Consider the following 26,897-nt stretch of genomic DNA (forward strand, 5'->3'; position numbering starts at 1 on the left):
CGGCGCGGACCTCCACGCTAACGATGCTCCCGCTGGGCCGCACCCGCGATCGATCCGTCAGCAGCGGCCCGTCCCCGCGGCGGGCACGGGCCGCGGGCGACGGATGGACGCGGCGGCGGAGGCGCGACCCGTCCGCTGATCCCCTCGGCCACTGGCCCCGTCCAGGCGGTTAGGTTAGGTTAACCTTCGCAACCCACACCACCCCCTTCGAAGGATCGCCGTGCCCGCCACTCGCACCCCCCTCCGCCTGACCGCCGTCGCCTCGCTCGGCCTCGCCGCGCTGCTGCTCACCGCCTGCTCGGGAGGAGCCGACGCCGGCTCCGAGGGCACGTCCGAGAGCAGCGCCGCCGAGAGCAGCGAGGGCTTCCCCGTCACCGTCGACCACGCCTTCGGCAGCACCACCGTCGAGTCGGCCGACCGCGTCGTCGCGACGAGCTGGACCAACCAGGACGTGGCGCTCGCGCTGGGTGTGACCCCGGTCGGCTTCACCCGCGCCTCCTACGGCGACGAGGACGGCGACGGCCTGCTGGTGTGGACGAAGGAAGCGCTCGACGCCTCCGGCGCCGAGACCCCGACCCTGTTCGACGAGACCGACGGCGTGCCCTTCGAGGCGATCTCGGACCTCAGCCCGACCGTGATCCTCTCGGCCTACTCCGGCATCACCCGGCAGGACTACGACACCCTCAGCCAGATCGCCCCCACCGTCGCCTACCCGGGCCTGCCCTGGGGCACGACCTGGCAGGACTCCGCGAAGCTCGACGGCGCCGCGCTGGGCCTCGAGGACGAGGCCGTCGCGAAGGTCGGCGAGATTGAGAGCGACATCACGCAGACCACCGCGTCCTACCCGCAGCTCGCGGGCACCACGTTCATGTACGGCTGGTACGACCCGACCGACGCGAGCACCTTCACCTACTACACGCCGAACGACGCGCGCGTGAAGTTCGTCGAGGACCTCGGACTCGACGTCGCCCCGAGCGTCGCCGAGCTCTCCGGCGACTCGGAGGCGTTCAGCGGCACGATCAGCTCCGAGAACGCCGACCAGCTCGACGCCGACGTGCTCGTCGTCTACGGCGACGACACGACCCTCGCCGCACTGCAGGCCGACCCGCTGCTCTCCAAGATCCCGGCCGTCGAGCGGGGCTCCGTCTACGTGCTCGAGGACGGCTCCTCCGCCGCCATGGCCACCTCGTCGCCGAACCTGCTCAGCATCCCGTGGGTGCTCGACGAGTACACCGCCGGCCTCGCCGCGGCCGCCGACAAGGTGTCGTGACCCGCACCGCACCCACCCGGAAGACGAGGGCGACCGCGCTGGCGGTCGCCCTCGTCGCGCTGGCCGTCGCGTCGGTCCTCTCGCTCGTGTACGGCTCCCGCGAGATCCCGCTCGGCGAGGTCTGGCCGGCGCTGACCTCGCCCGATCCGGCGTCCATCGTCGACGCGGCGGTGCAGGGGCGGGTGCCGCGGACGGTCCTCGCGATCCTGGTCGGCGCCGCGCTCGGGCTCGCCGGAGCCGTGATGCAGGGCCTGACCCGCAACCCGCTCGCCGATCCGGGCATCCTCGGCCTCAACTCCGGCGCCTCGCTCGCGGTCGTGCTCGGGATCGCCGGGGTCGGCGCGACGAGCCTGCCGCAGTTCATCTGGCTCGCGTTCCTCGGAGCCGCCGCCGCCGGGGCGTGCGTCTACGCGGTCGCGTCGCTCGGCCGCGAGGGCGCCACTCCGCTGAAGCTCGCCCTCGCCGGAGCCGCCACCGCCGCCGCGCTCACCTCCCTCATCAGCGCGGTCCTGCTCACCCAGGAGACCACGCTGAACCGCTTCCGCTTCTGGCAGGTCGGCGGAGTCGGCGGCGCCGAGACCGCGAGCATCCTGCAGGTCCTCCCGTTCCTCGCGGTCGGCGCGGTGCTGGCCCTCTCCAGCGCGCGAGGGCTCGACGCCCTGGCGCTCGGCGACGACCTGGCGACCGGCCTCGGCCGGCGCGTGGGGCGCATCCGCCTGGTCGCGGGGCTCGCGGCCGTGCTGCTCTGCGGCGCCGCGACCGCGATCGCCGGACCGATCGGATTCATCGGCCTGGTCGTCCCGCACCTCGCCCGCCGCGTCACCGGCCCCGCGCACGCCTGGCTGCTGCCCTCCTCCGCTCTGCTCGGCGCCCTGCTGCTGCTCGTCGCCGACGTGGTCGGCCGCGTGGTCGCCCGGCCGAGCGACGTCGAGGTGGGCATCGTGACCGCGCTGATCGGCGCCCCGGTGCTCATCGCGATCGTGCGCCGCTCGAAGGTGCGGGCGCTGTGAGGACCGCGGAGGCGCCCGCCGCGGTCGGCATCGCGGCCGGCCGCACGCTGCGCCGTCGGCGCACGGTCATCGGCTGCGCGGTCCTCGCGGTGCTCGTGCTGGCGCTCGTCGTCGTCTCGCTCACGGTCGGCAGCACGGTCTACTCGGTGCCGGAGGTCGTCCGCGTGATCCTCGGCGAGACCGTGCCGGGCGCCTCCTTCACCGTGGGCACGCTGCGGCTGCCGCGCACCATCACGGCCGTCCTGGTGGGCGTGGGCTTCGGGATGGGCGGCGTGATCTTCCAGACGATGCTGCGCAACGCCCTCGCCAGCCCCGACATCATCGGCATCACGTCGGGGGCGAGCGCGGCGGCCGTCGTCGCGATCGCGTTCTTCGGGCTCTCGGGCGGCGCGGTCTCGGTGATCGCGGTCGCGGCTGGGCTCGCGACGGCCCTGATCATCGCCGGGCTGGCCGAGGGCGGCGGAGTGATCGGGGCGCGGCTGATCCTCATCGGCATCGGCGTCGCGGCGATGTTCCAGAGCGTGATCGCCTACGTGCAGACCCGCGCCGACTTCGAGGACGTCCAGGAGTCGCTGCGCTGGCTGACCGGCAGCCTCAACTCGGCCGCCTGGCCCTCCGTCCCGCCGCTCGCGCTGACGATGCTCGTGCTGGTGCCGCTGGCGCTGCTGCTCTCGGGCCGGCTCGGCGTGCTGCAGCTCGGCGACGAGTCGGCGACCGCGCTCGGGCTCGACGTGCGGCGCAGCCGGCTGGCCCTGCTCGCGGTCGGAGTCGGCCTCGTGGCCGTCGCGACCGCCGCCACCGGCCCGATCGCGTTCGTCGCCTTCGTCTCGGGGCCGATCGCGCGGCGGATCCTGCCGAGCGCGCGCACGCTGCTGATTCCCTCCGCCCTGGTCGGCGCGGTCGTGGTGCTCGCCGCCGACCTGCTCGCCCAGTACGTCGTCGGCGCGCTGTTCTCGGGCGCGCGCTTCCCGGTCGGCGTCGTCACCGGCGCCCTCGGCGCGCCCTTCCTGCTCTGGCTCCTCGCCCGCCGCAACCGCTCCGGAGGCTCCCTGTGACCGACGCCCCGCCCACCCTCGCCGCCGACGCGGTCACCCTCGCCTACGACGAGCGCGTCGTGGTCGACGGGCTCTCGCTCGCCGTGCCGCCCGGCCGGATCACGGTGATCGTCGGCGCGAACGCCTGCGGCAAGTCGACGCTCCTGCGCGCGATGGCGCGGCTGATCACCCCGCGCTCGGGGAGCGTCCTGCTCGACGGGCGCGCGATCCACCGGCTCCCGACGCGCCAGGTCGCGCAGCAGGTGGGGCTGCTGCCGCAGACCCCGATCGCCCCGGAGGGGATCGCCGTCTCGGACCTGGTCGCCCGGGGCCGCTACCCGCACCGGGGCCTCTTCGGCCGCGGCTCCGGATCGGACGACGACGCGATCGTCGAGGAGGCGCTGCGCGACACCGGCACGCTCGAGCTCGCCGACCGCCCCGTGGACGAGCTCTCGGGCGGGCAGCGCCAGCGGGTGTGGATCGCGATGGCCCTCGCCCAGCGGACCGACGTGCTCCTCCTGGACGAGCCGACGACCTACCTCGACGTGTCGCACCAGGTCGAGGTGCTCGACCTGCTCACCGACCTCAACCGCTCGCGCGGGACGACCATCGTGATCGTGCTGCACGACCTCAACCTCGCCGCCCGCTACGCCGACCACCTCGTCGCCGTGCGCGACGGAGCCCTGTACGCCTCGGGCACGCCCGCCGAGGTGGTGACGCCGGAGACGGTGCGCGCGGTGTTCGGGATGGAGTCGCGCGTGATCGAGGACCCGGTCTCGCGGACGCCGCTGGTGCTGCCGATCGGGCGCCACCACTCGGGCTGAGCCCGGCCGTTCAGACTGAGCGGTCAGGCCGGGGCCGCGGCCAGGGAGGCGCCGTCGACGAGCGTGCAGCGGAGGAGCTGCTGCTCCCGTCGCGCGGGGTCGCCCTCGATGAGGATCTGCACGGCGCGGCGGCCCATGTCGCGCCGGGGCAGCTCGAAGCCGGCCTGCCAGCCGGTGCGGTCGGCCGATCCGGAGAGCGACACCAGCGACAGGTCGCCCGGCACCGCCACCCCCTCGGCCTCGGCGGCCTCCTGCAGGAGGACGAACTGCTCCTCCTGCTCGGCGAGGACGACCGTGACGCCCTCGGTGGCGATCCGGCGGATCCACTCCCGCGGCGACGCCTCCGGCCCCGGGACGAGGTGGAGGAAGCCGTCGCCGAGCTCGGCCCGCGCGCCGGCCATGCGGTCGGTGTACGACTCGACGCCCTCGCCGTGGCCGGCGTAGGCGAAGCGGGTGTGGCCGAGGGCGCGCGCGCAGGAGATCAGCTCGCGGACGATCGACGCGTAGTCGGCGGCCACGTAGGGCACGGGCCCGCCGGCGTCGTCGCGGCGGCCGACGCTGACGAAGGAGAAGCCGCTCGCGTTGAGGAACTCGAGCTCCTCACGGGGCATGCGCTGCCCGAGGAGGATGCAGGAGTCGGCCAGGCGCAGCCGGGTGGTGCCGCCGCTGAGGCCGCCGCGGCGGCCGCCGACACGGCCGCTGGTCAGCAGGAGGAGGTCGATGTCGCGGTTCTGCGCCTCCTCCTCGATGCCGGCGAGGAACGGGTGGAAGAAGTCCTCGCGGTCGAGCGGGAACAGGCTCTCGTAGGTGTAGACGCCGATCATGCCGGTGCCGACCTGCTTGAGGCGGCGCGCGATGGGGTCGGCGACGTACCCCGTCTCCTGGATCGCCTTGAGGATCCGCGCCCGCGTCGCCTCCGGGACCCGGGCGAGCTGCTCGCCCTTGTCGTTGAGCACGAACGACACCGTCGTCTGGCTGACTCCCGCGAGACGCGCGATGTCCTTCTGCGTGATCCGCGGCACCCGGACACCCCCGCTTCATCCTGGTAATAGGTATTACGTCTTGACCTCAGGCTACCGATGACGAAGGATCGCCGTACGCCCATCCGGGGCGAGAGAGGGCGGAACGTCGACGATGATGAATCCCGCAGACCCAGACAACCAGACCACGGCCTCCCCGAGGCCCGATCGGCAGCACAAGCCCGATCAGCAGCCCGAGCACGATCCGCAGCGCAGGCCCGACAACTCGCGCCGCCTCTTCCTCGCCGGGGGCGCCGCCGCCCTCGCCGGCGCGGCAGGGGCCGTCGGCGCCGCCACTCCGGCCGCCGCCGCGCCCCCGGCCGACGCTCCCGGGCAGAAGAAGCGCCTGAGCGTCACCGAGGGGCCGATCTCGCCGCTCGACAAGGAGTTCCGCTGGGACGACCGCGCCGGCGCCGACAACACCCGCGCGGTGCAGGCGGCCATCGACAAGGCGATGACCGCTCCGGGCGGCGAGGTGTCGCTGCCCGCCGGCGAGATCCGGGTGACGGGCCTCGCGGTCGACTACCGCGGCTACCCGGTGCAGCCCGAGAACGGGCCGCCCTACGGCTACGCCGGGCCGAAGATCGTCGGCGCCGGCATGCGCCAGACGAGGATCGTCCAGATCGAGGGCTCGACCCGCGACATCTTCACCGTCTCCGGCCAGACCGGCGACGCGGCCGGTCCCGCCAACAACAACAAGGCCACCGGCGTCGTTCTCGCCGACTTCGAGATGACGGGCACGCCCTCCGGCGGCCACGGGATGTCGCTGCGCTCGCTGGTCAACTGCGAGTTCCGCAACCTGTGGATCCAGAAGACCGGCAAGTCGGGCATCTTCCGCGAGCGCGCCACCTTCGTCTCGGGCGTCGACGACGAGTACTCGTACGCCAACTCCTGGAACAAGATCAAGATCGTCGCCCCCGCGGGCTGGGGCGTGGAGGACTCGGGCAAGGCCTCCATCGGCGGCTCGATGACCAACGTCGAGGCGATCAGCCCCGGCCTCGGCGGCTTCCTCCTCGCGCCGACGAACATGACGCTGCTCGACTGCCAGGCCATCGGCGGCACGGTCGGCCTCCGGTCGATCCGCAACGAGAACCGGCGCTCGGTCAACTCCGGCCTGACCCTGATCAACTTCCGCTCGGAGGGCTCCCGCGACGGCTGGGAGGTGCTGATCGAGGCCGGCACGAGCCACATGATCGTGAACCCGAACTTCTTCCCGACCTCGGGCGCGAACTGCCTCGGCGTCGGCCTGACGAACGGCGGAGCGGACTTCGAGGTGCGCAACCTCACCGTCCTCGGCGGCTTCTACGGGCTCAGCCTCGGCCGCTTCCCGCAGCAGAAGGCGATCGTGCTGGGCAGCGACTCCTCCCAGACGCGCCTCGTGAACCCGTTCATCGAGCGCGGCGCCGCGGGAGTGGACGAGGGCTCGCTGATCGTCGACGAGGGACGCCTGACCTCGTTCGAGCTCGGCCGCGGCCGGGTGGAGCGCGCGGCCGGCTACACCACGATCGCCCGCGCCCCCGAGACCATCCCGACCCCTCCGGCCGGGCAGGTCAACGAGGGCTGGGAGCGCTCCGGCGACACCTGGCGGAAGGTGGCCGTCTTCCCCGACGGGCACCGCGTCGTCATCGCCTCCTGACCCCGGGCGGCGGCGCCCTCCGCGCCGCCGCCCTCCCCCACCGCACACGGAACGAGCACCAGAACGCATGCATGACGACAGCACCCGCATCGAAGCCCGCATCGCCCGCTTCCGCGCCGAGAGCCTCCGGCCGGCGATCCACCGGGCGGTCGAGCCGCTCGGGATCGAGTCGTGGACCGCTCCGGGCGAGCCGGTCCCCTTCGAGCAGGCGCGGGCCGCGTCCTACGCGCCCGCCCGCATCGGGGAGCCGTGGGGCGCCCCCTGGGGCACCGTGTGGTTCCACGTGCGCGGCGAGATCCCCGCCTCCTGGGTCGGCGTCGACGGCTGCGAGCCCGAGCTCGTCGTCGACCTCGGCTACACCGGCGCCCAGTCCGGCTTCGAGGCGGAGGGGCTCGTCTTCACCGCGACCGGCACGGTCGTGAAGGCCGTCGAGCCGTTCAACCAGTCGGTCCCGCTCGACCGGCTGCCCGGCCGCGAGGCGGGCGACCGCACGGTCGAGCTCTACATCGAGGCCGCCGCCAACCCGAACATCACCGGCGACTGGTCCTTCACCCCCACGGCGCTCGGCGGCCGCCCCGCCGACGGCGCCCTGCCGTCCGACCCGCTCTACCGCCTCCGCCGCCTCGAGCTCGGGCTGCTCGACCGGGAGGTCTGGGAGCTGGAGCAGGACATGGCCGTGCTCGTCGGGCTGATCGGGCAGCTGCCCGAGTCCTCCCAGCGCCGCGCCGAGATCGTGCGCGCCCTCGACCGCGCCGTCGACGTCCTCGATCCGGACGACGTGTCCGGCACCGCCGCCGCGGGCCGGGAGGCGCTGCGGACCGTCCTCGAGCGGCCCGCCTCGGCCAGCGCGCACCACCTGCACGCCGTCGGCCACGCCCACATCGACTCCGCCTGGCTCTGGCCCGCCCGCGAGACCGCCCGCAAGGTGGCCCGCACCTTCTCGAACGTCTGCGACCTGATCGAGCGCGAGGAGGGCTTCGTCTTCGCCGCCTCCTCCGCGCAGCAGTACGCGTGGCTGAAGCGCGACCACCCGGAGCTGTTCGAGCGCGTCCGCGGCCACGTGCTCGCGGGCCGCTTCGTGCCGGTCGGCGGGATGTGGGTCGAGTCGGACACGAACATGCCCGGCGGCGAGGCGCTCGTGCGCCAGCTGCTCGAGGGCAAGCGCTTCTTCCTCGACGAGTTCGGGATCGACACCGAGGAGGTCTGGCTCCCGGACTCCTTCGGCTACTCCGCCGCGCTGCCGCAGATCATCGCCGGAGCGGGCGGGCGCTGGTTCCTCACGCAGAAGATCTCGTGGAACGAGACCAACACGATGCCCCACCACACCTTCTGGTGGGAGGGCATCGACGGCACCCGCGTGTTCACGCACTTCCCGCCCGTCGACCTCTACAACTCCGACCTCTCCGGCGAGGACCTCGCCCGCGCCGAGCGCCAGTACGCCGAGAAGGGCAGCGGCACCATGTCGCTCGTGCCCTTCGGCTACGGCGACGGCGGAGGAGGCCCCAACCGCGAGATGATCGCGGCCGCCCGCCGCACGCGCAGCCTCGAGGGCTCGCCGACCGTCGAGCTGTCCACGCCCCGCCGCTTCTTCGAGGAGGCGCAGGCCGAGTACCCGGACGCGCCCACCTGGTCGGGCGAGCTCTACCTCGAGTTCCACCGCGGCACCTACACGTCGCAGGCGCGCACCAAGCAGGGCAACCGCCGCAGCGAGCACCTGCTCCGCGAGATCGAGCTGTGGGCGACCACGGCCCTCGTCCGCGCCGGGGTCCCGTACCCGGCCGACGAGCTGCGCGAGATGTGGCGGACGGTCCTCCTGCAGCAGTTCCACGACATCCTGCCCGGCACCTCCATCGCCTGGGTGCACCGCGAGGCGGAGGAGAACTACGCCCGCATCGCGCAGCGGATCGAGGAGATGATCGCCGAGGCAGTCCGGGCCCTCGCCGGCGAGGGCTCCGCGGAGCTGCTGGTGAACTCCTCCCCCTTCCCCGTCGGGGGCGTGCCGGCGCTCGGCGCGGCCGCGGCCGACCCCGCCGCGGAGCACTCGGCCCCGACGCTCCGCTCCGACGGCGACGCCCACGTCCTCGACAACGGGCTCGTCCGGGTGCGGATCGGCGCCTCCGGGCTCCTCGAGTCGGTCGTGGACCTCGCGAGCGGCCGGGAGGTCGTGCCCGCCGGCGCCGCCGCGGGGCTCCTGCAGCTCCACCGCGACACCCCGAACAAGTGGGACGCCTGGGACCTCGACGACAACTACCGCCGCACGGTGGAGGACCTCGTCGGCGTCGACTCGGTCCGCGCCGGCACCGTGAGCGACCCGCTCGGCCGCGAGGTGCCGACGGTCGTGATCACCCGCTCGTTCGGCGGCTCCACGGTCGTGCAGACCGTCTCGCTGCAGATCGGCCGGGCGGCCGTCGACCTCGACCTCGACATCGACTGGCACGAGCGCCGCAAGCTGCTCAAGCTCGCCTTCCCGCTCGACCTGCTCTCGGACCGGGCGACGTCCGAGATCCAGTTCGGCCACGTGCACCGCCCGACCCACGTGAACACGACGTGGGACGCCGCCCGCTTCGAGACCGTCGCGCACCGCTGGGTGCACGTCGGCGAGCCGGGCTTCGGTGTCGCGGTCGTCAACGACTCCACCTACGGGCACGACATCACCCGCGACCGCGCCGCGGCCGGCACCCCGACGACCACGCTCCGGCTCTCGCTCCTGCGCGCGCCGCTGTTCCCCGACCCGGACGCCGACCAGGGCCGCCACCGCCTCGCCGTCTCGCTCGTGGTCGGCGCCGATCTGCCCGACGCCGTCGAGGCCGGCTACGCGCTGAACACCCCGGTCCGCAGGCTCACCGGCGCCGCGCCCGTCGCTCCCCTGGTGTCGATCGACGACCCCTCGGTCATCGTCGAGGCCGTGAAGGCGGCGGACGACGGGAGCGGCGACGTGATCGTGCGGCTCTACGAGTCGCTCGGCCGCCGCGCCGCAGCGACCCTCCGCGCCGCCTTCGCCGTCCGGGCGGTCACCCGCACCGACCTGATGGAGCGCCAGACCGAGCAGGTCCGCATCGAGAGCTCCGTCGAGGCGGAGTCGGCCGACGTGCGGCTCGAGCTGCGCCCGTTCGAGATCGCGACGGTGCGCCTGGCGCGCTGAGCGCGAGGGGACGCGGGGCGGGAGCAGGCCGGGCCGGCTTGCTCCTGCCCCTGCGTCATGTGGTCTGCTCGATGCACAAGGTCCCGATCGGAGAGGTCCCCCATGCAGTCGTTCCCCGCCCCGCCCCGCCAGGTGCAGATCGGCGACGCCGCCGCGTTCGCCGGCGTCACTCCGCGGGCGATCCGCCACTACCACCGGCTCGGCCTGCTTCCCGAGCGCGAGCGGGGCGGAGACGGTCGTCGGCGCTACGGCTACGACGACATCATCCGGCTGCTCTGGATCCGCCGCCTGGCCGACGCCGGGGTCGCGCTCGAGGACATCCGGGACGCCTTCGCCGTCTCAGCCCCGGCCGGCGCCGAGGACAGCGCCGACCGCGAGGACGAGGTCGCGGGCGTCCTCGCGCGGCTGGACGACGCGCTCGCCGCGCAGGAGGAGGAGCTGCAGCGGAAGCGGGCCTCGGTCCGGCGCATGCGGACCCTCGGCGGCCGGCTGGGGCTGCTCGACGACATCGTCTCGCGCCGCCTCGAGGGCGCGCCCGAGGGCTCGCTGCGCCAGGCCGACCTCGACACCCTGCTGGTCACCGAGCGGATGTTCGGCCCGCTGGGCGCCGTCTCCCAGGCCGGCCGCTTCGTCGTCCTCGCCGCCAATCCGGCGCTGCGGGCGGAGGCCGACCGCGTCGACGCCGCCGAGGAGGCCCTCGACGACACGGTCGCCGAGGACGACCCCCGGGTGGAGCAGGTGGCGCAGGAGCGGCACGCCTTCGAGGCCCGGCTGATGCGCGTCGTCGAGGAGTCCGGTCAGCTCGAGGAGGACGAGGCGATCTTCGACGCGTGGGACGAGGCGCACCCGCCCGAGGACCCCGCGCCGGCCCCCGATCCCGCGCGGGGCTCCCGCGCCCGGAGCGCCGGCGAGATCATCCGGAGCCTGCCCTACGACGTCTCGCCGGCCCGCCTGCGCGCCATGGACCTGGCGATGCGGCTCGGGATGGAGGAGGCGCCGACGCGCTGAGACGCGGGCAGCGGAGCCGTGTGCATTTGGCGGAATCTCAGGTTGGACAGGTCACGGGCTCGGCGAAGTCAACGCTAAGGGGCACAGCCGCACATGTAAGTCACCTGCGGTGTGGATCGTGAAGTCGCGGCCGCTAATGGCGAGCGGCGCGAAGCATGAGCGTTGACCTTGTGATGCCGTTGGCCTCAGGGGACCTGGTTAATCCGTCTGATCGATACGAAGTAGCACCTCTCGTCGTGAGACCCTTGTCAGGTGGACCTCACCATCGTTGAACAGCGCGTCAAAAAATTGCTCGATTCTGGCGGCCCCGTCGACCTCACCGCGTTGCCTCCTCACGTTCATCTCGATGAGATGGCGGTACGAGAATTTGACGAGAGCCGCGAAATTCGCGCTGCGGTTTTGATGGAACTCATCCTCGAGAATCTTGTTCAGGGAGTTTCGATAAAGCCACACACCTTCTACATAAGAGGGGCCAGAATCATCGGTCGCCTTGCTCTTGACGAGGTCACGACCGAGGCCGGACTAACGTTCGATACTTGCCACTTCACAGAAGGCTTCAGCGGGCGTGACATGTCCGTCTCTCGCCTATCTTTAATAAACTCCATTGTCGAATCAAATGGCACGTCCCAGCACTCCGCCCTCGATCTCGCCGGAGCGAACGTGGCAAAGGGTTTCGATCTTCAAAGAACCAGTGCTTACAACGAAAACGGATCTGCGTTTAATGCCGCAGGATCGACGTTTCAGGGAGAGGTCAACCTTCGTCAGTTTGTAGCGCGCGGCGCGGGTCAGGCTGGTGCCGTTGAGATGGCTTATACAAGGTTTTCGAGGTCGTTTATTCTCAGTGGCGCAACCATCGTAAATGAATCCGGTCCTGCTCTGCAATGTGTACGCATTGAAGTTGCCGGTGACGTTTTGATGGATCGAAATTTCGTGGCAAGTGGTGCGAGTCCACAAGGGTCGCTTTGCCTCGCAAGTGCTGTGATAGCCGGCGATCTCCGCTTGAGTAGCGCGACAATCCTGAATGACAGCGGGCCCGCCGTCCACGCAGACGGAATGAAAGTCCTCAAAAACTTGAAACTGGACTTGCGATTTAGAGCCGATGGAGAGGGAGATGAAGGTGCCCTACGGATAGCAGGAGCGGAAGTCTTGGGGCAAATCGACATGTCCAACGCAACTATCAAAAACTCCTCCGGATCAGGTCTTGTAGCCGATGGTCTAGTCGCTAGGAGTGGAGTTTTTCTCGATGGCACCTTCAATGCGACCGGCAACGGCCCTAGAGGTACGGTAATGCTAAAAGGTGCTCAAATCTCGGGAACTTTCAACATGTCGGGGGCCACCTTGATAAACCGGACAGGGCCAGCTCTCGTCGCCGACGGGCTGACACTCGACGCTGATGCATTTTTCGATAATGACTTTTCTGCGCAGAGCAGCTTTGATAGCGGTTGTGTAAGACTGAATAATGCCCGGATCGTAGGACCATTTGTGGTTTCGGGCCTAATGGAAAACGACTGCGGACCAGCATTGAATTCGGATGGCATATCTGTACATAACGGGATTATCTTACAGGACAAGTTTTCAGCGATCGGCGTTGGTGAGACAGGCGCCATCCGGATGGTCGGCGCGGACGTTGGGAGCCAACTTGTTTTTAGAGAGGGGGAGATTACTAATCTCTCGGGTCCGGCTCTTGTGGCGGACAGTATGACAATCGGTGGGTCGTTAATTCTCGCTGAGGTTCACGTAACGAGTAGCGGACCAGACGGGGCGGTCCGCATTGCAGGAAGTAGTATCGCGGGCCAAGTGGACCTAGATTCGGTCCACATAGTCAGCACCGCGGGCCCAGCACTAATGGCAGAGGGATTGTCGGCTACAAAAGATGCAATATTCTCAGGACATTTTGAGGTCCGAAAAACATGGGGCAATGGGGCTCTTGTTTTAGATGGCGCAAAGATTGACGGTAGTTTAGTATTATCTTCAGCTCGAGTATCGATAAGCGAGGGCGTGGCATTCTCTGGCGTTGGAATGCAAGTGCGAGCAAGCGCTTACCTCAATGGCTCGTTTGCATCTTCTTCTGGAGGTAACAGTACTATTGACGTCCAGAATTGTAAGATCGGCGGCTCGTTGACACTGAACGGCAGTGAAGGGCCGTCGACATGGAAACTCGATGGGCTCACGTATGGAGGCTATCCGAGTATCGGATTTAGCAAATGGTTGGGTATTCTTACGCAGTCGACCCTCGAATATCGACCGCAACCGTACCAACAGCTTGCCGCTGCAGCTCGGGCTGCTGGACACGACGGTGATGCTCGGAGGGCATTAATTGCTCAGCGGAACGACCAAGTTACACGAGGCACGCTCTCCCGGCGGGAAAAAGGCTGGGCGCGATTCACCGGTATCACGCTTGGGTACGGATACGAACCATGGCGAGCGCTCATTGGCGTGTTCCTCATATTCCTGCTTGCATGTCTCGCGTGTCTCATGCCCGGAGCGCTAGCGCAAAGTGTCGCCAATCCTAATCCCCTTGCTCCTACAGCAGCTATTTCTTGTCGCGTTTCCGAAATCCTCCAGGTTGCCGTTAACATGTCCGTGCCGCTGGTTTCCTCAAGCAGTAGCATCGATTGCGCAGCAACCGCTACTCCTCAGGGAGGCCTGCTTAGCATCGCGGCGGTGATCCTAAACGCCGCAGGCTGGGCATTCACGGCATTGTTTGCGGCTGGGTTCACCAGTGCGGTCCGGCGGCCCTAATGGATCACCGCCGATTTCGATCTGCGACCGATTTGAACTCGACGAAGGTGTGCTTTCGGACCGAGGAAACGCTGCCAAGAAACACCTCAGCATAACGTCAGGTGAAGCTAAGTGTAGGTTTTGGCAGATAGCAATTGATTAAGCTCTGGACTATTGACGTTTACTCGCTCTTGAATCCGGGCTAGCTGGTTATCTGGCCAGAGGGTTGCGTAGCCTTCCCGATTTTTCATAAGGCCGCGGAGTGGCAGTGAGCCGAGGAACGATACCTCTTGCCCTCCTTAAATTAGAACCGCGTGCCGGCTGCGCGACTGGGTGCGGTATCCGTTCGGACGCACCGACCGAGGCGCACCTCGCTCCCCTCAGCGGAAGGAGGGTTGGGCGCCACGACGCGGGGTCACGCCCGTCCGGTCACAGGACCTCCCGCAGCACCTCCAGCGCCCGCTCGCGGTCGCCGACCCCGCCGCCCTCGTGCCCGCTGTACGGCCACACGTCGATCGACGTCTCACCGCCGGAGACGTTGTGGGAGGCGAAGACCGTCGAGGGCGGGCAGATCGGGTCCATCAGGCCGACCGAGCGGTGCACCCGGCAGCGCAGGCGCCGCGAGAAGTGGACGCCGTCGACGTAGGAGAGGGTCCGCTCGACGGCGTCGAGGTCCTCGGGGCGGGTCGCCAGGTAGCGGGCGATCTCCACGTAGGGCGCCTCGTTCGTGACGGTCGTGGCGCGGAGGACGTCGGAGAGGAAGGGCACCAGGGCGATCGCCGCGCGCATCCGGGGGCGCAGCGCCGCCGCGGCGGTCGCGAGCGCTCCGCCCTGGCTGCCGCCGAAGACCGACACCCGGTCCGGGTCCAGCCCGGGGAGCGCCTCCACGGCGTCGACGGCGAGCGCCGCGTCCGCGATCAGGCGCCGGTAGTAGTACGTCTCGGGCGACTCGATGCCGCGGGTCGTGACCCCGGGGTAGGCGGGGCCGCTGCCGTGGGGGTCGGGGGTGGCTCCGGAGCGGGCGAGGCGGCCGGCTCCCTGGCCTCGCGCGTCGACGACCAGGTGCGCGTACCCGGCGGCGGCGATCCAGAGGTGCTCGATCGGCCGGCCCCGTCCGCTGCCGTACCCGGGGTACTCGATCACCACGGGGAGCGGGGCGCCCGGGTCGACCGCGGGGGTCACCAGCCAGGCGGCGATCGGCTCGCCCGCGAAGCCGGGGAACCGCACGTCCCGCACCCGCACCAGCGGGAGGCCCGCGTCGACCGGCACGGCGCTGACGCCGGGGCCGCCCTCCCGCCCGAGCGCGAGGGTGGCCCGCCAGAAGGCGTCGAAGTCGTCGGGCTCCGCGACCTCCGCACGGAACTCGCGGAGGGCGGCGAGGGGGCGATCCGTGAACACCGGGTCAGCCTTTCAGACCGGAGTGCGCGAGCCCTTCCACGAACTGCCGCTGAGCGAGGAGGAACACGGCCAGCACGGGCACGACCGTCATCGTCGCCGCGGCGAGCTGCACGTCCCACATCTCCCCGCCGTAGGCGTCGGTGAAGCGGGTGAGCGCCTGGGGCAGGGTGAAGAGCTCGGGCGAGGTCAGGTAGACCGTCGGCTCGAGGTACATGTTCCAGGACCCGAGGAAGGTCAGGATCGCGACGGCCGACAGCGCGGGCTTGGACAGCGGCAGGAAGATGCGCCGCCAGATCCCGAAGCGGCCGAGGCCGTCCAGGCGCGCGGCCTCCTCGAGCTCGCCGGGCATCGCGATGAAGTACTGCCGCATGATGAACGTGCCCAGCACCGCCGGCGCTCCGACCATCGGCACCAGCAGCAGCGGCACGTGGGTGTCGATGAAGCCGAGCTGCCGGAAGATCTGGAACAGCGGGATGATCGTCACCTCCGTCGGCACCAGCAGGCCGGTCAGGACGACGAGGAACACCGCGTTGCGGCCTGGGAACGGGATCCGGGCGAAGGCGTAGCCGGCCAGGCTCGACACCAGCAGCGTGACCACGGTGACCGTGACCGCGATGTAGAGGCTGTTCCAGTACTGGAGCGCGAACGGCTGGAACCGGAACGCCTCGGCGTAGCCCGCCAGGCTCGGCGAGTCCGGCAGCAGGGTCGGCGGGTTCGAGAAGATCTCGTTCACCGGCTTGAACGACGAGGCGATCATCCAGAACGTCGGCACCGCGAACGGCAGCACGAGCAGGATCAGCGTCACGACGAGCAGGGCGGTCATGAGCGGGCTGCGGCCGCGGCGGCGCTTGACGGGCGGCTCCGGGACGGCTTCGAGGCGTGGCGTGAGCGGGGTCCCCTGCTCGACGACGGCGTCAGTTCTCATAGAAGACCCATTTCCTGCGCAGCTGCCACTGCACGACCGTGAGGATCAGGACGAAGAGGAGCAGCATCAGCGAGAGCGTCGCGCCGTAGCCGATGTCGCTGAACTCGAAGGCCTGTTGGAACACGTAGTAGACGAGCACTGTCGTCGACAGCTCCGGCCCGCCCTCGGTCAGGACGGCGACCTGCGCGAACGCCTGCAGCGAGCCGACGATCGTGAGGATGGCGGTGAGGAGCAGGGTGGGCGAGATGAGCGGGAGCGTGATCCGGAAGAAGATCGCGCGGGGGCTCGCGCCGTCCAGCCGGGCCGCCTCGTAGAGGTCGCCCGGCACCCCCTGCAGCGCGGCGAGGAAGAGCACCATGTTGACGCCGACGCTGCGGATGACCTGCGTGACGATGACGCTCGCCATCGCGGTGGGTCCCTCCTGGAGCCAGTTCGGCCCGTCGAGGCCGACCAGCGAGAGCAGGCCGTTGATCGCGCCGTTGTCCTGGAGGAGGAAGCCCCAGACGAGGGTCCAGGCGACCACCGAGATGACGACGGGCGAGAAGAAGAGCGTGCGGAACAGGGCGCCGCCCGGGATCCTCCGGTTCAGCAGCACGGCCAGGCCCAGCCCGAGGGCGAGGTTCAGGACGACCACTCCCCCGGAGAAGACCGCGGTCGTGCCGAGCACCGCGCCGATGCTCGGGTCGTTGATCGCCCGCTCGTAGTTCTCGCCGCCCACGAAGGTCATGGAGCCGGTGAAGACGTTCCACTCGTTGAGGCTGAACCAGACCGCGAGCCCGACGGGCAGCAGCACGAACACGATCACACCGAGCAGCTGGGGCGCGATGAAGAGCCAGCCGGCGAGCGCGTCGCGGCGCCGGAGGTTCCAGTAGGCGCCGGCGGGAGCGGATCGGCGGCTGTCCGTCGAGGTCGCGGTCACGGGATCACTTCCCCTGGAGGACGGGCGCGATGGCGTCGCAGACGCCTCCGAGCACCTCGGCGACGTCGGCATCGGCCGACCACATGCGGTCCAGCGCCGTCTTGCCGACCGAGGTGATCTCGGCGGGGCTCGTCACCGGAGGGGTGGCGGACACGTCGGCGAGCTCGTCGACCACGACGCGGTCGAGCTGCTCGGCGCTGAGGCGCGTGTTGACCTTCGCCAGCTCCTCACCGGACAGCAGCGACTCGCGGGGCGGCGGGAAGAACTGCGCGAGCTTGGCGGAGTTCTCCGGGTTGGTCATGAACGAGAGGAAGCCGGTCGCCTCCTCCACGTGGTCGCCGCCTGCGAGCGCGGCCATGCCGGCCTGGCCGATGTTGCCGTACTCGCCGGCGGGGCCGACGGGCAGCGGGTAGATCTCGAACGGGAACGAGCCGTCGAGCAGGCTCGCGCGCGAGACCTGCGCGGTCGTGAACGCGGCGTCGCCGGCGAAGAAGTCCGCCGTCACGCCGGGTCCGGGGGTCGCGCCGCTGACGTAGACCGAGTCGTGGAAGAACTGGAACGCCTCCACCATCTCGGGCGAGTCCATCGTGCACTGGGTCCCGTCGTCGCTCCACGGCTGGGCTCCCCAGCCCGCCCAGAGGTTCGCGAGGCTCAGCCAGCCCGAGAAGTCGAAGTCGCGGATGATGTAGCCGGCCTTGCCGGTCGACTCGTTGACGGCCGCGCCGATGCGGTCGACGTCCTCCCAGCTGAGCGTCGCGGGGTCGACGGTCTGCCCGGCCTGCGCGATGAGGTCCTGGTTCACGTACAGCGCGAACGGCGAGTTGGAGAACGGGTACGCGTAGAGCTCGCCGTCCTGGCTGAACGACTGCGCCACGCTGGGCAGGATGTCGTCGTACTCGTAGCCCTCGGTCCCCTCGAAGGTCTCGGTCAGCGGAGCGAGCGCTCCGGCGTCGATCAGGTCCTTCGCGATGTCGCCGACCCAGGCGAGGTCGGGGGCGTTGCCGCCCGCGGCCTGCGTGGTCAGGGTCGAGTTGTAGTCCGCGAACGGGAGGGACTCGAAGGTCACGGACTCGATCTCGGGGTGGTCGGCGATGTACTCGTCGGCCATCGAGTCGAACAGGGCGAGCTGCTTCTCGTCGGAGGTCCAGACGGACATCCTCAGAGCGACGGGTGCTGAGTCGTCCCCGCCGCCGACGGCGCCGCAGCCCGAGAGGGCGGCGATCACTCCGACTGCGGCGAGCGAGGCCATCAGCTTCTTCGCTGGTCTCATCGTCTCTCTTTCTCCAATGGTCTTCTCGGTGTTCCCGGTCAGTACCCGACGACGTCGGGCCAGTGGGTCTCTACGCCGCGCGACTCGAGCCTCGCCTGCAGGCGGGCGACGAGGGCGGGGTCGGCGGCGATCTCGTGGGGCGACAGGTCCTCGGCGAGGGCGAGGGCCGCCAGCTCGCCGACGGCCTCGCCGATGTTCCACTCCACGGGGTGGAGGCGGTACGCGCCGTTGGTGATGTGCGTCGTCCCGATGTTCTTGCCCCCGGGCAGCAGGTTCGTCGGGGTGCGCGGCACGAGGGCGCCGAGCGGGATCTCGAACGGCGAGCACTCCACGTCGAGGTAGTTGTCGCCTCCGGTGGTCGGGTGCAGGTCGATCCGGTACATGCCCACGCCGACGGAGTCGTCGAAGCGCGCAGGGCTCCCCGTCCCGCGGGCGGCGACGGAGACGTCCTGCTCGCGCACGGTGTTGAGCGCGCGGATCCGGCGGGACTCGCGGATGTAGGGGGCCTGCGCGAGGCCGTCGGCGGTGCCCATCACGTCGCCGCGGAGCCGGAGCCCGGGCCAGCCGCGGCCGCCGTCGGGCCGGGGCGCCTCGGTCTGGAGCCAGTAGAAGTACGACAGCGAGAGCGCGCGGGCGCCGGCGAGGTGCTTCTCCGGCTCCGGAACGTCGAGGATCGAGCTGTCGAGGTAGTCGAGCATCGGCCAGTTCGCGAGCACGATGTCGCTGTCGAGCGCGCCCGGCCGGAGGGTCTCGGTCGCGAGGATCCGGCGGAACATCCAGAGGTCGGTGTCCCCGCCCTGCGCGCGCTGGTCGGCGGTGCGGGTGTCGCCCACGGCGTTGACGTGCATCGTGCGGGTCTCGGGGCGCAGCGTCCTCGGGTTCGGCGCGGTGAAGGAGAGGAGCTTCCCGCCCCAGAACGGCACCTCGTACTCGTGCCAGTAGTCGTAGTCGGCCGGGCGCTCGATGGTGTGGTCGCCGTCCGCGCTGTCGAAGCCGAAGCACCAGGTGACGGCCTGCACGTTCATCGGGTCGGCGACGGCGGGAGCGCTGGGCTCGCCGTGCTCGTCGCGCGACTCGGACCCCGTGACGTAGTCGACCTCCGCGAGGGGGAGCAGCTCCCCCGTCTCGGTCGCGTCGACCACGTACCGTCCGGAGACGGCGAGCTCCTCGCCCGAGACCGCGTCGCGCAGCAGGACGCGCTCGATCCGGCCCGGGCCGCCGTCGACGGCGAAGGGGACGACGCCGGTGACGACGCGGATCGCTCCGCTCGAGCGGTAGGGGGCGAGCATCTCGTCGAGCACGGCGACGGCGACGCGGGGCTCGGCGCAGAGCCGGCTCACGAGTCCGCGGCCGGGGTTCAGGCGGTCGTCGCGCATCGCCTCGGCGGTGAGGGGGTAGTTGCGGCGGTAGTAGCCGCGGATGCCGTCCCGGAGGCGCCGGTAGTCGGCGGTGACGCCGAACTGCTCGACCCAGGTGTGCTCGTCCGGCGGGACGCCCTGCGAGGTGAGCTGGCCGCCCAGCCACGGGTACTGCTCGGTCAGCACGACCGAGAGGCCGTTGCGGGCGAGGGCGATCGCCGCCGCCACTCCTCCGAGGCCGCCGCCGATCACGGCGACATCTGCTTGCATCGGGGTCACGCGTCCGCCTCGTCCTCGTCGACAGTCTGGGTCATCGGCCTACTACCCGCGGGTAATACGTATTGCCGATTGATTAGACCGTAACGCACGAGTGTCCGGTTGGCAACGGTCTCCGCCGTTCCGAGCGATGCCGCGGCGACCCGCGGGCGTCCTCAGCCGGAAGCGGGCCGGATGTCAGGGCTCGGTGGCATGCTCGACCCCGAGCGCGGCCGGCGGGCGGCGGCGCGGAGCGGAGCGGAGCAGCATGATCGGGTTGGATCTCACCGGGCGCACGGCCCTCGTCACGGGGTCGGGGCAGGGCATCGGGCTGGCCATCGCGACGACGCTCGCGGAGGCGGGCGCCGAGGTGATCGTGAACGCCCGCTCCGAGCGGTCGATCCGCCGGGCGATCGAGGCCGTCGGCGCGGCGGTGCCGGAGGCGCGGGTGCGCGGAGTCGCGGCCGACGTGTCGACGGAGAAGGGCACGGCCTCCCTCCTGCGCGCGGCCGCCGACGTGGACGTGCTCGTCAACAACCTCGGGATCTTCGGCTCCGCCGATGCGCTCTCCATCGACGACGACGAGTGGCGCCGCTACTTCGAGGTCAACGTGCTCACCGGCGTGCGCCTCACCCGCGCCTACCTCCCGGGGATGATGGAGCGCGAGTGGGGCCGCGTCCTCTACATCGGCAGCGACTCCGCCGTCGTCACGCCCGCCGAGATGATCCACTACGGAGTGTCGAAGACCGCGCTGCTGGGCGTCTCGCGCGGCTTCGCCAAGGCCTCCGCCGGCACCGGGGTGACGGTGAACAGCGTGCTCGCCGGGCCGACCCACACGGGCGGCGTCGAGGACTTCGTCTACGAGCTGGTCGACCGCGAGCTCCCGTGGGAGGAGGCGCAGCGCGAGTTCATGCGCCTGCACCGGCCGCAGTCGCTGCTGAAGCGCCTCATCGAGCCGGAGGAGATCGCCCACATGGTGGCGTACCTCGCCTCCCCGCTCGCCTCGGCCACCACGGGCGCCGCCGTGCGCGTCGACGGCGGCTACATCGACTCGATCGTGCCGTAGCGCGCGCTCCCGGGGCTTCCCGGGGCGCCGGCCGTCAGCGCGGAGGGGCGACCGAGCCGCCGGGGCGCCACGGGCCGCCGATGCGCTCCTGGAGGAGCGGCGCCGCCGGGTCGGCGAGGCGGGCGAGCAGCGCCTCCACTCCGCGGCGGCCGAGCTCGCGGCCGGGCGCGACGAGCAGGTCGAGTGCCGGGTCGGCCAGGTCGGCGACGTCGGGGTCGGAGGCGAGCAGGACGATCGAGAGGTCCTCGGGCACGCGCAGCCCGCGGTGCCGCACCTCGTGCGCGAACCCGACGGCGGCGCCCCCGTTGACGATCACCACGGCGGTCGCGGAGGCGGGGTCGAACGAGCGGGCGAGGGTGCGGCCACCGGCGGGCGACTCCTCGCAGCGCAGCAGCACGCCCTCGACGCCGCGGGCCGCGCAGGCGAGCGCGAACGCCTCCTGGGTGCGCGCATAGGGGCCGAAGTCGGCCGCGGCGTCGCGGTCCGGGCCGAGCACGAGCGCCACCCGCGCGTGCCCCAGGCCGGCGAGCCGGCCGAGCGCCTCCTCGACCATCCCCTCGAAGTCGATGTCGACCCAGTCGAGGGCGGACGGGTCGCGGGTGCGCCCGATGAGGGCGAAGGGCGTGCCGGAGTCCCGAAGGACCGGCACGCGCTCGTCCTCGCTGGTGACCTGCATCAGCACGACGCCGTCGATCAGGCCGTCGGCGCGCAGGTCGGCGAGGCGGTCGGAGCCGCCGACCGTCGGCCACAGGACGATCGAGTGGTCCTGCTCCGCCGCGGCCTCGGCGGCTCCGAGCAGGAACGAGGTGGCGGTGTTGAGCGGCCGGCTCGACACGAGCGGATAGACGACCGCGACGATCCCGGAGCGGCGCCGCGCGAGAGCGCGGGCCAGGGCGTGCGGCCGGAAGCCGAGCTCGCGCATCGCCGCCCGCACCCGCTCGCGGGTCTCGGGCGAGACGGGCTTGGTGTCGTTGACCACGAACGAGACCGTCGCGATCGAGACCCCCGCGAGGCGCGCGACGTCCCTCATCGTGGCCACCGCGCCTCCTCCGCTCGCGCCGCCCGGCCGTGGTTGACGCGGGGCGGACGTCTCCCGCATCCTAGGAGACGCGGCCGGTAAAGCGGTTAACCCAGTGTCGGGCCGCCCACTGCCGCACCGTCTCCACCGTCGAAGAAGGAACACCGTGACCACACCCTCCTCCCCCGTCCGCGTCCTCGTCTGGGGCGAGAACCGCCATGAGCAGATCGAGGAGAAGGTCCGCGCGATCTACCCCGACGGCATGCACAGCACGATCGCCGACGGCATCCGCGAGAACCTCGGCGAGCGCGCCTCCGTCTCCACCACCACGCTCGACGAGCCCGAGCACGGCCTCACCGAGGACGTCCTCGACGCCACCGACGTGCTCGTCTGGTGGGGCCACATGGCCCACGGCGACGTCTCCGACGAGATCGTCGAGCGCGTCCAGCGCCACGTCCTCTCGGGCATGGGCCTCGTCGTCCTGCACTCCGGCCACTGGTCGAAGATCTTCGGCAAGCTCATGGGCACCACCTGCACGCTGCGCTGGCGCTCGGAGCAGGACCGCGAGCTGGTCTGGACCGTCGATCCCACGCACCCCATCGCCCAGGGGATCCCGCACCCCTTCCTGATCCCGCAGCAGGAGATGTACGGCGAGTTCTTCGACGTGCCGGCGCCCGACGAGCTCGTGTTCCTCTCGACCTTCACGGGCGGCGAGGTCTTCCGCTCCGGCATGACCTGGAAGCGCGGCCACGGGCGCATCTTCTTCTTCTCCCCCGGCGACCAGGACTACCCCGTCTACCACCAGGCCGAGGTGCGCCGCGTGATCGCGAACGGCGTCGAGTGGGTGCGCTCCTCGCGCCCCGAGCGCCGCCTCCCGGTGCTGCAGCGCTACGAGACCGAGGACTTCCACAACGGCCAGGACTACGAGGGAGCGCTCGTCCGATGACGGTCCGCCTCGTCCAGGTCGGCGCCGGCGCGATGGGCCGCGCCTGGATCCGCACCATCCGCGACTCCCCGGACGCCGAGCTCGTCGGCCTGGTCGACCTCGACGTCGACCTCGCCACGGCTGCCGCGGAGGAGGAGGGGGTCGGCCCGGTCGCGGTCGGCACCTCCGTCGCCGAGGTCGCCGCGCGCTCCGGCGCCGACGCCGTGGTCAACGTGACCGTGCCGCGGGCGCACCTCCCCGTCAGCTCGGAGGCGCTGTTCGCCGGGCTGCCCGTGCTCTCCGAGAAGCCGATCGCGCCGACCATCGCCGAGGCGCTGGTGCTCGCGGCGACGGCCGAGGCCTCGGGCCGGCTCCTGATGACCAGCCAGTCGCGCCGCTACTACGCGGCGATCACCGCCTTCCGCGAGCAGATCGCCGGGCTCGGGCAGCTGGGCACCGCCTCCGTGCACTTCGCGAAGGCGCCCCGCTTCGGCGGCTTCCGCGACGAGATGGACCACGTGCTCCTGGTCGACATGGCGATCCACGCCTTCGACGCGGCGCGGTACCTGCTCGACAGCGACCCGGTCGCGGTCTACTGCGAGGAGTACAACCCGGGCTGGAGCTGGTACGCCGACGGAGCCGCGGCGAGCGCCGTGTTCGAGTTCGCCGGCGGAGTGCGCTTCAGCTACACCGGCAGCTGGTGCGCCGACGGCCTCGAGACCTCGTGGAACGGCGACTGGCGCGTGAACGGGGCCGGCGGCACCGCGCACTGGGACGGCGACGGCGCTCCGGAGTGGCAGTCGCGCGAGTCGGAGGCGGTGCGGACCGCCGCGCTCGAGCCCGTGCCCGAGGAGATCGCGGGCTCGCTCGCGGAGTTCGTGCGGGTGCTGGGCTCGGGGGCGGTGCCCTCGGGCGAGGTGCACTCGAACGTGCTTAGCCTCGCGATGGTGGAGGCGGCGGTCCGCTCCTCCGAGACGGGTGCGCGGGTGCGGCTCGACGACGTGCTGGAGGAGGGGTACGCGGAGGCGCTGACGCTCGCGCGCGACGAGCGCGTGCGCGCGGCCCTCGGCTCCTGGGGCTCGGCCGCGGAGGGCCTCGCGCGCTGACCACGCCGCCTGGCGGATCTCGAGGCGTCCGTGCCGCGGACTGCGGCACGCGGCGTCTCGAGACCCCGCCCGGTCGCGGCTCCGCCACCGCGCGTTCGCCGGGCGGACACCTGCGGGCGGCGGCGCGTTCACCGGGGGCGGCCAGCGTGGGCGGGTTCCTTCGAAGCCGCTCAGGAGACCCGTGTCCTCTCGTCACACCCGCACCCGCACCCGCACCGCCGCCCTCGCCCTCACCGTCACCCTCGCCGGCTGCACCCTCGGAGCCGCGGCCCTGCCCGCCTCCGCCGCGGGCGACTCCTTCTTCACCCGTATCGCCACGGTGCCGGCCTACCTCAACGCGGCCGACCCGTCCGCCGACTCCGCCGTCGCCGAGATCTCGAGCGCGTCGCCCGACGGCCGCCTGGTCTACTCGACGGACTCCGCCGGGCAGCGCATCGACGTCCTCGACATCTCGGACCCCGACGCCCCCGAGCCGCGCGGCGGCGTCGGCGTGGGCGGCGAGCCGACCTCGGTCTACGCGACCGGCGAGTACGTCCTCGCGGTGGTCGACACGAGCGACGGCGACTTCGCGAACCCCTCCGGCCACGTCAGCGTGCTGCACGCCGACGACCTCGCGCCCGTCGCGAGCATCGAGCTCGGCGGCCAGCCCGACTCCATCGACGTCACCACCGACGGCTCGACCGCGGTCATCGCGATCGAGAACCAGCGCGACGAGGACCTCGCCCCCGAGGGCGGCGAGGAGGGCGACCTCCCGCAGGCGCCCGCCGGGGAGCTCGTGGTGATGGACCTCGCGGGCGACCCCTCCGCCTGGGTGCCGGAGCACGTCGACCTCACCGGTCTCGCCGGCCTCGACACCGCGTCGGACCCGGAGCCCGAGTACGTCTCGATCAACCCCGCCGACACGGCCGTCGCCGTGACGCTGCAGGAGAACAACGCCGTCGCGATCGTCGACCTGGCCACCCGCTCCGTCACCGCCTCGTACACCGCGGGCACCGCCTCCGTCAGCGGCATCGACACGCTCGACGACGACTCGATCTCGCTGACCGGCTCGATCACCGACGTCCCGCGCGAGCCCGACGCGATCGGCTGGGTCGGCGACGACCACGTCGCGATCGCGAACGAGGGCGACTGGAAGGGCGGCACGCGCGGCTGGTCGATCCTCGACGCCGCGACCGGGGCCGTGCAGTGGGACGCCGGGAACTCGTTCGACCAACTCGCGGTGCGCCTCGGGCTCTACCCGGACAAGCGCTCCGACGCGAAGGGCTCCGAGCCCGAGGGCCTGCTCTCGGCCACCTTCGACGGCGTCCCCTACGTGTTCGTCGGCGCCGAGCGGGCGAACTTCGTGGCCGTCTACGACGTGTCGGAGCCGACCGCGCCGCGCTTCGTGCAGGCGCTGCCGTCGACGCCCGGCCCGGAGGGGCTGCTCGCCCTGCCCGAGCGCGACCTGCTGGTCGTCTCGAGCGAGACCGACGACGCCGAGGCCGCCGTCCGCGCGAGTGTGCAGCTCTACGCGCTCGGCGCCTCCGCCCCCGCGTTCCCGACCGTGCTGTCGGCCGACGTCGACGGATCGCCGCTGCCCTGGGGCGCGCTCTCGGGCCTCTCGACCGACCCGGCCGCGCCCGACCGCCTGTACGCGGTGAGCGACAGCGCCTACGCGCCGAGCACCCTCCACTCGATCGACACCTCCGTCTCGCCGGCGCTGCTCGACTCGACGCTCACGGTGACCGAGGGCGGCGAGCCCGCCGCTCTGGATCTGGAGGGGATCGCCGCCCGCGTCGACGGCGGCTTCTGGGCCGTGACGGAGGGCGGGACAGGCGACGGCAACGCGCTCCTGCGACTCGACGCGGATGCCGCGGTGACCGAGCGGATCGCCCTGCCCGCGGAGCTCGCCTCAGCGCTGGGCAAGCAGGGCTTCGAGGGAGTGACCGTCGAGGACAGTGCCGCCGGTGAGATCGTCTGGACGGCGCTGCAGCGCGAGGCCTCGATCGACGCCGACGGAGTGGTCCGGATCGGGCGCTACGACGTCGCCGCCGACAGCTGGAGCTTCTTCGGCTACCCGCTGGAGGCCGTGTCCGGGGCGGACGGCGACTGGAACGGGCTCTCGGAGATCACGCTCACCCCGGCGGGCACGCTCGCGGTGATCGAGCGCGACAAGCTCAACGGGCCGGACGCCGCGCTGAAGGCCGTGTACACGGTGCCGCTGCCGACGGAGGCCGGCGCGGCGGTCGGCGAGACGCTGCCGATGCTCGAGAAGACCCTCGCGGTCGACGTGCTGCCCGCGCTGCAGGCCGGGAACGGCTGGACCCAGGAGAAACTCGAGGGCCTCGGGATCACCGGCTCCGGCGAGGTGTTCGCGGTGACGGACAACGACGGCGTGGACGACGCGAACGGCGAGACGGTGCTCGCATCGCTCGGCTCCGCGGAGTCCGTGTTCGGGGCTGGGACGGTGCCGACTCCGGGACCGACAGTCGAGCCGACGGTGGCGCCGACGGCTGAGCCGACCACGGCGCCGACCGCGCAGCCCACTGCGCAGCCCACGGTCGCGCCGACGGCTGAGCCGACCGCGCAGCCCACGGCCGAGCCGACCCGCACGCCGGCTCCCGCTCCGGCCGGCGCCGTTCCTCCGCGGACCGGCTCGGGACTCGCGAGCACCGGCGTCGAGACGGGCTGGACCGCCGCGGCGGCCTTCGCCCTGCTCGCCGGCGGAGCGCTCGCGCTCGGAGTGACGCGCCGCCGCCGCGACGCGCGCTGACGGACGCCGACGGCCCGGGGGACAGTGTCCTCCGGGCCGTCGGCGTTCCCCCGCGCAAGCGGGGCGGGTGGTCGGGTGTCAGCTTCCGGTGGGGGCGTCCTCGGTGTCGGGAGCGGTGCTCTCGGAGGGCGCCTGCGGGGCGACGGGCGCGGCAGGGCCGGAGCCGTCGGCCGACAGCACGGTCGGGAACGCGGGGGCGGAGGCGCCGAGCGCGTAGAGCTGCACACTCGCGCGGACGGCG

General features: G+C 71.4%; 19 protein-coding genes. 12 read left to right on the forward strand and 7 right to left on the reverse strand.

The genetic code is table 11. From position 1 onward, the window contains the following. The first annotated feature begins 220 nt into the window (after positions 1–220). Genes C5C37_RS13970 through C5C37_RS13985 form a run of 4 tightly spaced genes read left to right on the forward strand, consistent with a single transcriptional unit; the run spans position 221 to position 4,138 of the window. Positions 221–1,270 carry an iron-siderophore ABC transporter substrate-binding protein gene (locus tag C5C37_RS13970; RefSeq protein WP_181027213.1) on the forward strand — a complete coding sequence of 350 codons (1,050 nt, stop codon included), beginning with the start codon at positions 221–223 and terminating at the stop codon, positions 1,268–1,270. After that, on the forward strand, positions 1,267–2,280 hold the full coding sequence (locus C5C37_RS13975) for an iron ABC transporter permease (protein WP_104297730.1): 1,014 nt from the start codon (positions 1,267–1,269) through the stop codon (positions 2,278–2,280). The genes C5C37_RS13970 and C5C37_RS13975 overlap by 4 nt, the downstream gene beginning before the upstream one ends. Then, entirely contained in the window at positions 2,277–3,335 is a 1,059-nt protein-coding gene (locus tag C5C37_RS13980) for an iron chelate uptake ABC transporter family permease subunit (protein ID WP_104261585.1), read from the forward strand. The genes C5C37_RS13975 and C5C37_RS13980 overlap by 4 nt, the downstream gene beginning before the upstream one ends. After that, the gene (locus C5C37_RS13985) at positions 3,332–4,138 is read left to right on the forward strand and encodes an ABC transporter ATP-binding protein (RefSeq protein ID WP_104224308.1); all 807 of its coding nucleotides are present in this window, start codon (positions 3,332–3,334) and stop codon (positions 4,136–4,138) included. The genes C5C37_RS13980 and C5C37_RS13985 overlap by 4 nt, the downstream gene beginning before the upstream one ends. Positions 4,139–4,161: 23 nt before the next feature. Here the strand turns inward: C5C37_RS13985 and C5C37_RS13990 are convergent, their stop codons facing one another. Continuing rightward, complete coding sequence (locus tag C5C37_RS13990; RefSeq protein WP_104263295.1) at positions 4,162–5,160, reverse strand: LacI family DNA-binding transcriptional regulator; 999 nt, start codon at positions 5,158–5,160, stop codon at positions 4,162–4,164. 112 nt (positions 5,161–5,272) lie between these two features. On the opposite strand from C5C37_RS13990, the gene C5C37_RS13995 reads away from it, so the two are divergent. The 4 genes from C5C37_RS13995 to C5C37_RS17190 all read left to right on the forward strand — a co-directional run bounded on the left by C5C37_RS13995 (position 5,273) and on the right by C5C37_RS17190 (position 13,685). After that, positions 5,273–6,793 (forward strand): hypothetical protein, encoded by a 1,521-nt coding sequence (locus C5C37_RS13995; protein ID WP_104339119.1) that lies wholly within the window; start codon positions 5,273–5,275, stop codon positions 6,791–6,793. A gap of 67 nt (positions 6,794–6,860) precedes the next feature. Beyond that, on the forward strand, positions 6,861–9,935 hold the full coding sequence (locus tag C5C37_RS14000; RefSeq protein WP_104339120.1) for a glycoside hydrolase family 38 C-terminal domain-containing protein: 3,075 nt from the start codon (positions 6,861–6,863) through the stop codon (positions 9,933–9,935). Positions 9,936–10,037: 102 nt separating this feature from the next. Then, entirely contained in the window at positions 10,038–10,943 is a 906-nt protein-coding gene (locus C5C37_RS14005) for a MerR family transcriptional regulator (RefSeq protein WP_219814491.1), read from the forward strand. Positions 10,944–11,195: 252 nt separating this feature from the next. Beyond that, a complete protein-coding gene (locus tag C5C37_RS17190) occupies positions 11,196–13,685 on the forward strand; it encodes a hypothetical protein (RefSeq protein WP_146085236.1) in 2,490 nt (829 codons plus the stop codon). Between the two features lie 408 nt (positions 13,686–14,093). Here C5C37_RS17190 and C5C37_RS14015 read toward each other — a convergent pair whose 3' ends face one another. Genes C5C37_RS14015 through C5C37_RS14035 form a run of 5 tightly spaced genes read right to left on the reverse strand, consistent with a single transcriptional unit; the run spans position 14,094 to position 19,804 of the window. Then, a complete protein-coding gene (locus C5C37_RS14015) occupies positions 14,094–15,062 on the reverse strand; it encodes an acetylxylan esterase (protein ID WP_104339123.1) in 969 nt (322 codons plus the stop codon). Positions 15,063–15,066: 4 nt separating this feature from the next. Next, positions 15,067–15,987 (reverse strand): carbohydrate ABC transporter permease, encoded by a 921-nt coding sequence (locus C5C37_RS14020; protein WP_244229554.1) that lies wholly within the window; start codon positions 15,985–15,987, stop codon positions 15,067–15,069. Beyond that, positions 15,977–16,906 carry a carbohydrate ABC transporter permease gene (locus tag C5C37_RS14025; RefSeq protein ID WP_104234014.1) on the reverse strand — a complete coding sequence of 310 codons (930 nt, stop codon included), beginning with the start codon at positions 16,904–16,906 and terminating at the stop codon, positions 15,977–15,979. Before C5C37_RS14025 ends, C5C37_RS14020 begins: the two co-directional genes overlap by 11 nt. A 4-nt stretch (positions 16,907–16,910) precedes the next feature. Beyond that, on the reverse strand, positions 16,911–18,176 hold the full coding sequence (locus tag C5C37_RS14030; protein WP_104339124.1) for an ABC transporter substrate-binding protein: 1,266 nt from the start codon (positions 18,174–18,176) through the stop codon (positions 16,911–16,913). A gap of 38 nt (positions 18,177–18,214) precedes the next feature. Further along, positions 18,215–19,804, reverse strand: coding sequence for an FAD-dependent oxidoreductase (locus C5C37_RS14035; protein ID WP_104339127.1), 1,590 nt, complete (start codon positions 19,802–19,804; stop codon positions 18,215–18,217). A gap of 256 nt (positions 19,805–20,060) precedes the next feature. Between C5C37_RS14035 and C5C37_RS14040 the strand changes: the two genes are divergently transcribed. Further along, a complete protein-coding gene (locus C5C37_RS14040) occupies positions 20,061–20,855 on the forward strand; it encodes an SDR family NAD(P)-dependent oxidoreductase (RefSeq protein ID WP_104339128.1) in 795 nt (264 codons plus the stop codon). Between the two features lie 34 nt (positions 20,856–20,889). Here C5C37_RS14040 and C5C37_RS14045 read toward each other — a convergent pair whose 3' ends face one another. Next, entirely contained in the window at positions 20,890–21,885 is a 996-nt protein-coding gene (locus C5C37_RS14045; protein WP_258059511.1) for a LacI family DNA-binding transcriptional regulator, read from the reverse strand. Positions 21,886–22,039: 154 nt separating this feature from the next. Between C5C37_RS14045 and C5C37_RS14050 the strand changes: the two genes are divergently transcribed. The 3 genes from C5C37_RS14050 (at position 22,040) to C5C37_RS18025 (ending at position 26,656) form a co-directional block, all read left to right on the forward strand. Continuing rightward, on the forward strand, positions 22,040–22,819 hold the full coding sequence (locus C5C37_RS14050; RefSeq protein WP_104337939.1) for a ThuA domain-containing protein: 780 nt from the start codon (positions 22,040–22,042) through the stop codon (positions 22,817–22,819). After that, a complete protein-coding gene (locus tag C5C37_RS14055; protein ID WP_104339125.1) occupies positions 22,816–23,904 on the forward strand; it encodes a Gfo/Idh/MocA family protein in 1,089 nt (362 codons plus the stop codon). Before C5C37_RS14050 ends, C5C37_RS14055 begins: the two co-directional genes overlap by 4 nt. Positions 23,905–24,085: 181 nt before the next feature. Further along, the gene (locus C5C37_RS18025; RefSeq protein ID WP_308471055.1) at positions 24,086–26,656 is read left to right on the forward strand and encodes an esterase-like activity of phytase family protein; all 2,571 of its coding nucleotides are present in this window, start codon (positions 24,086–24,088) and stop codon (positions 26,654–26,656) included. Positions 26,657–26,897: the final 241 nt, after the last annotated feature.

It is taken from the genome of Rathayibacter sp. AY1F9 (assembly GCF_002932155.1).
Lineage (GTDB): Bacteria > Actinomycetota > Actinomycetes > Actinomycetales > Microbacteriaceae > Rathayibacter.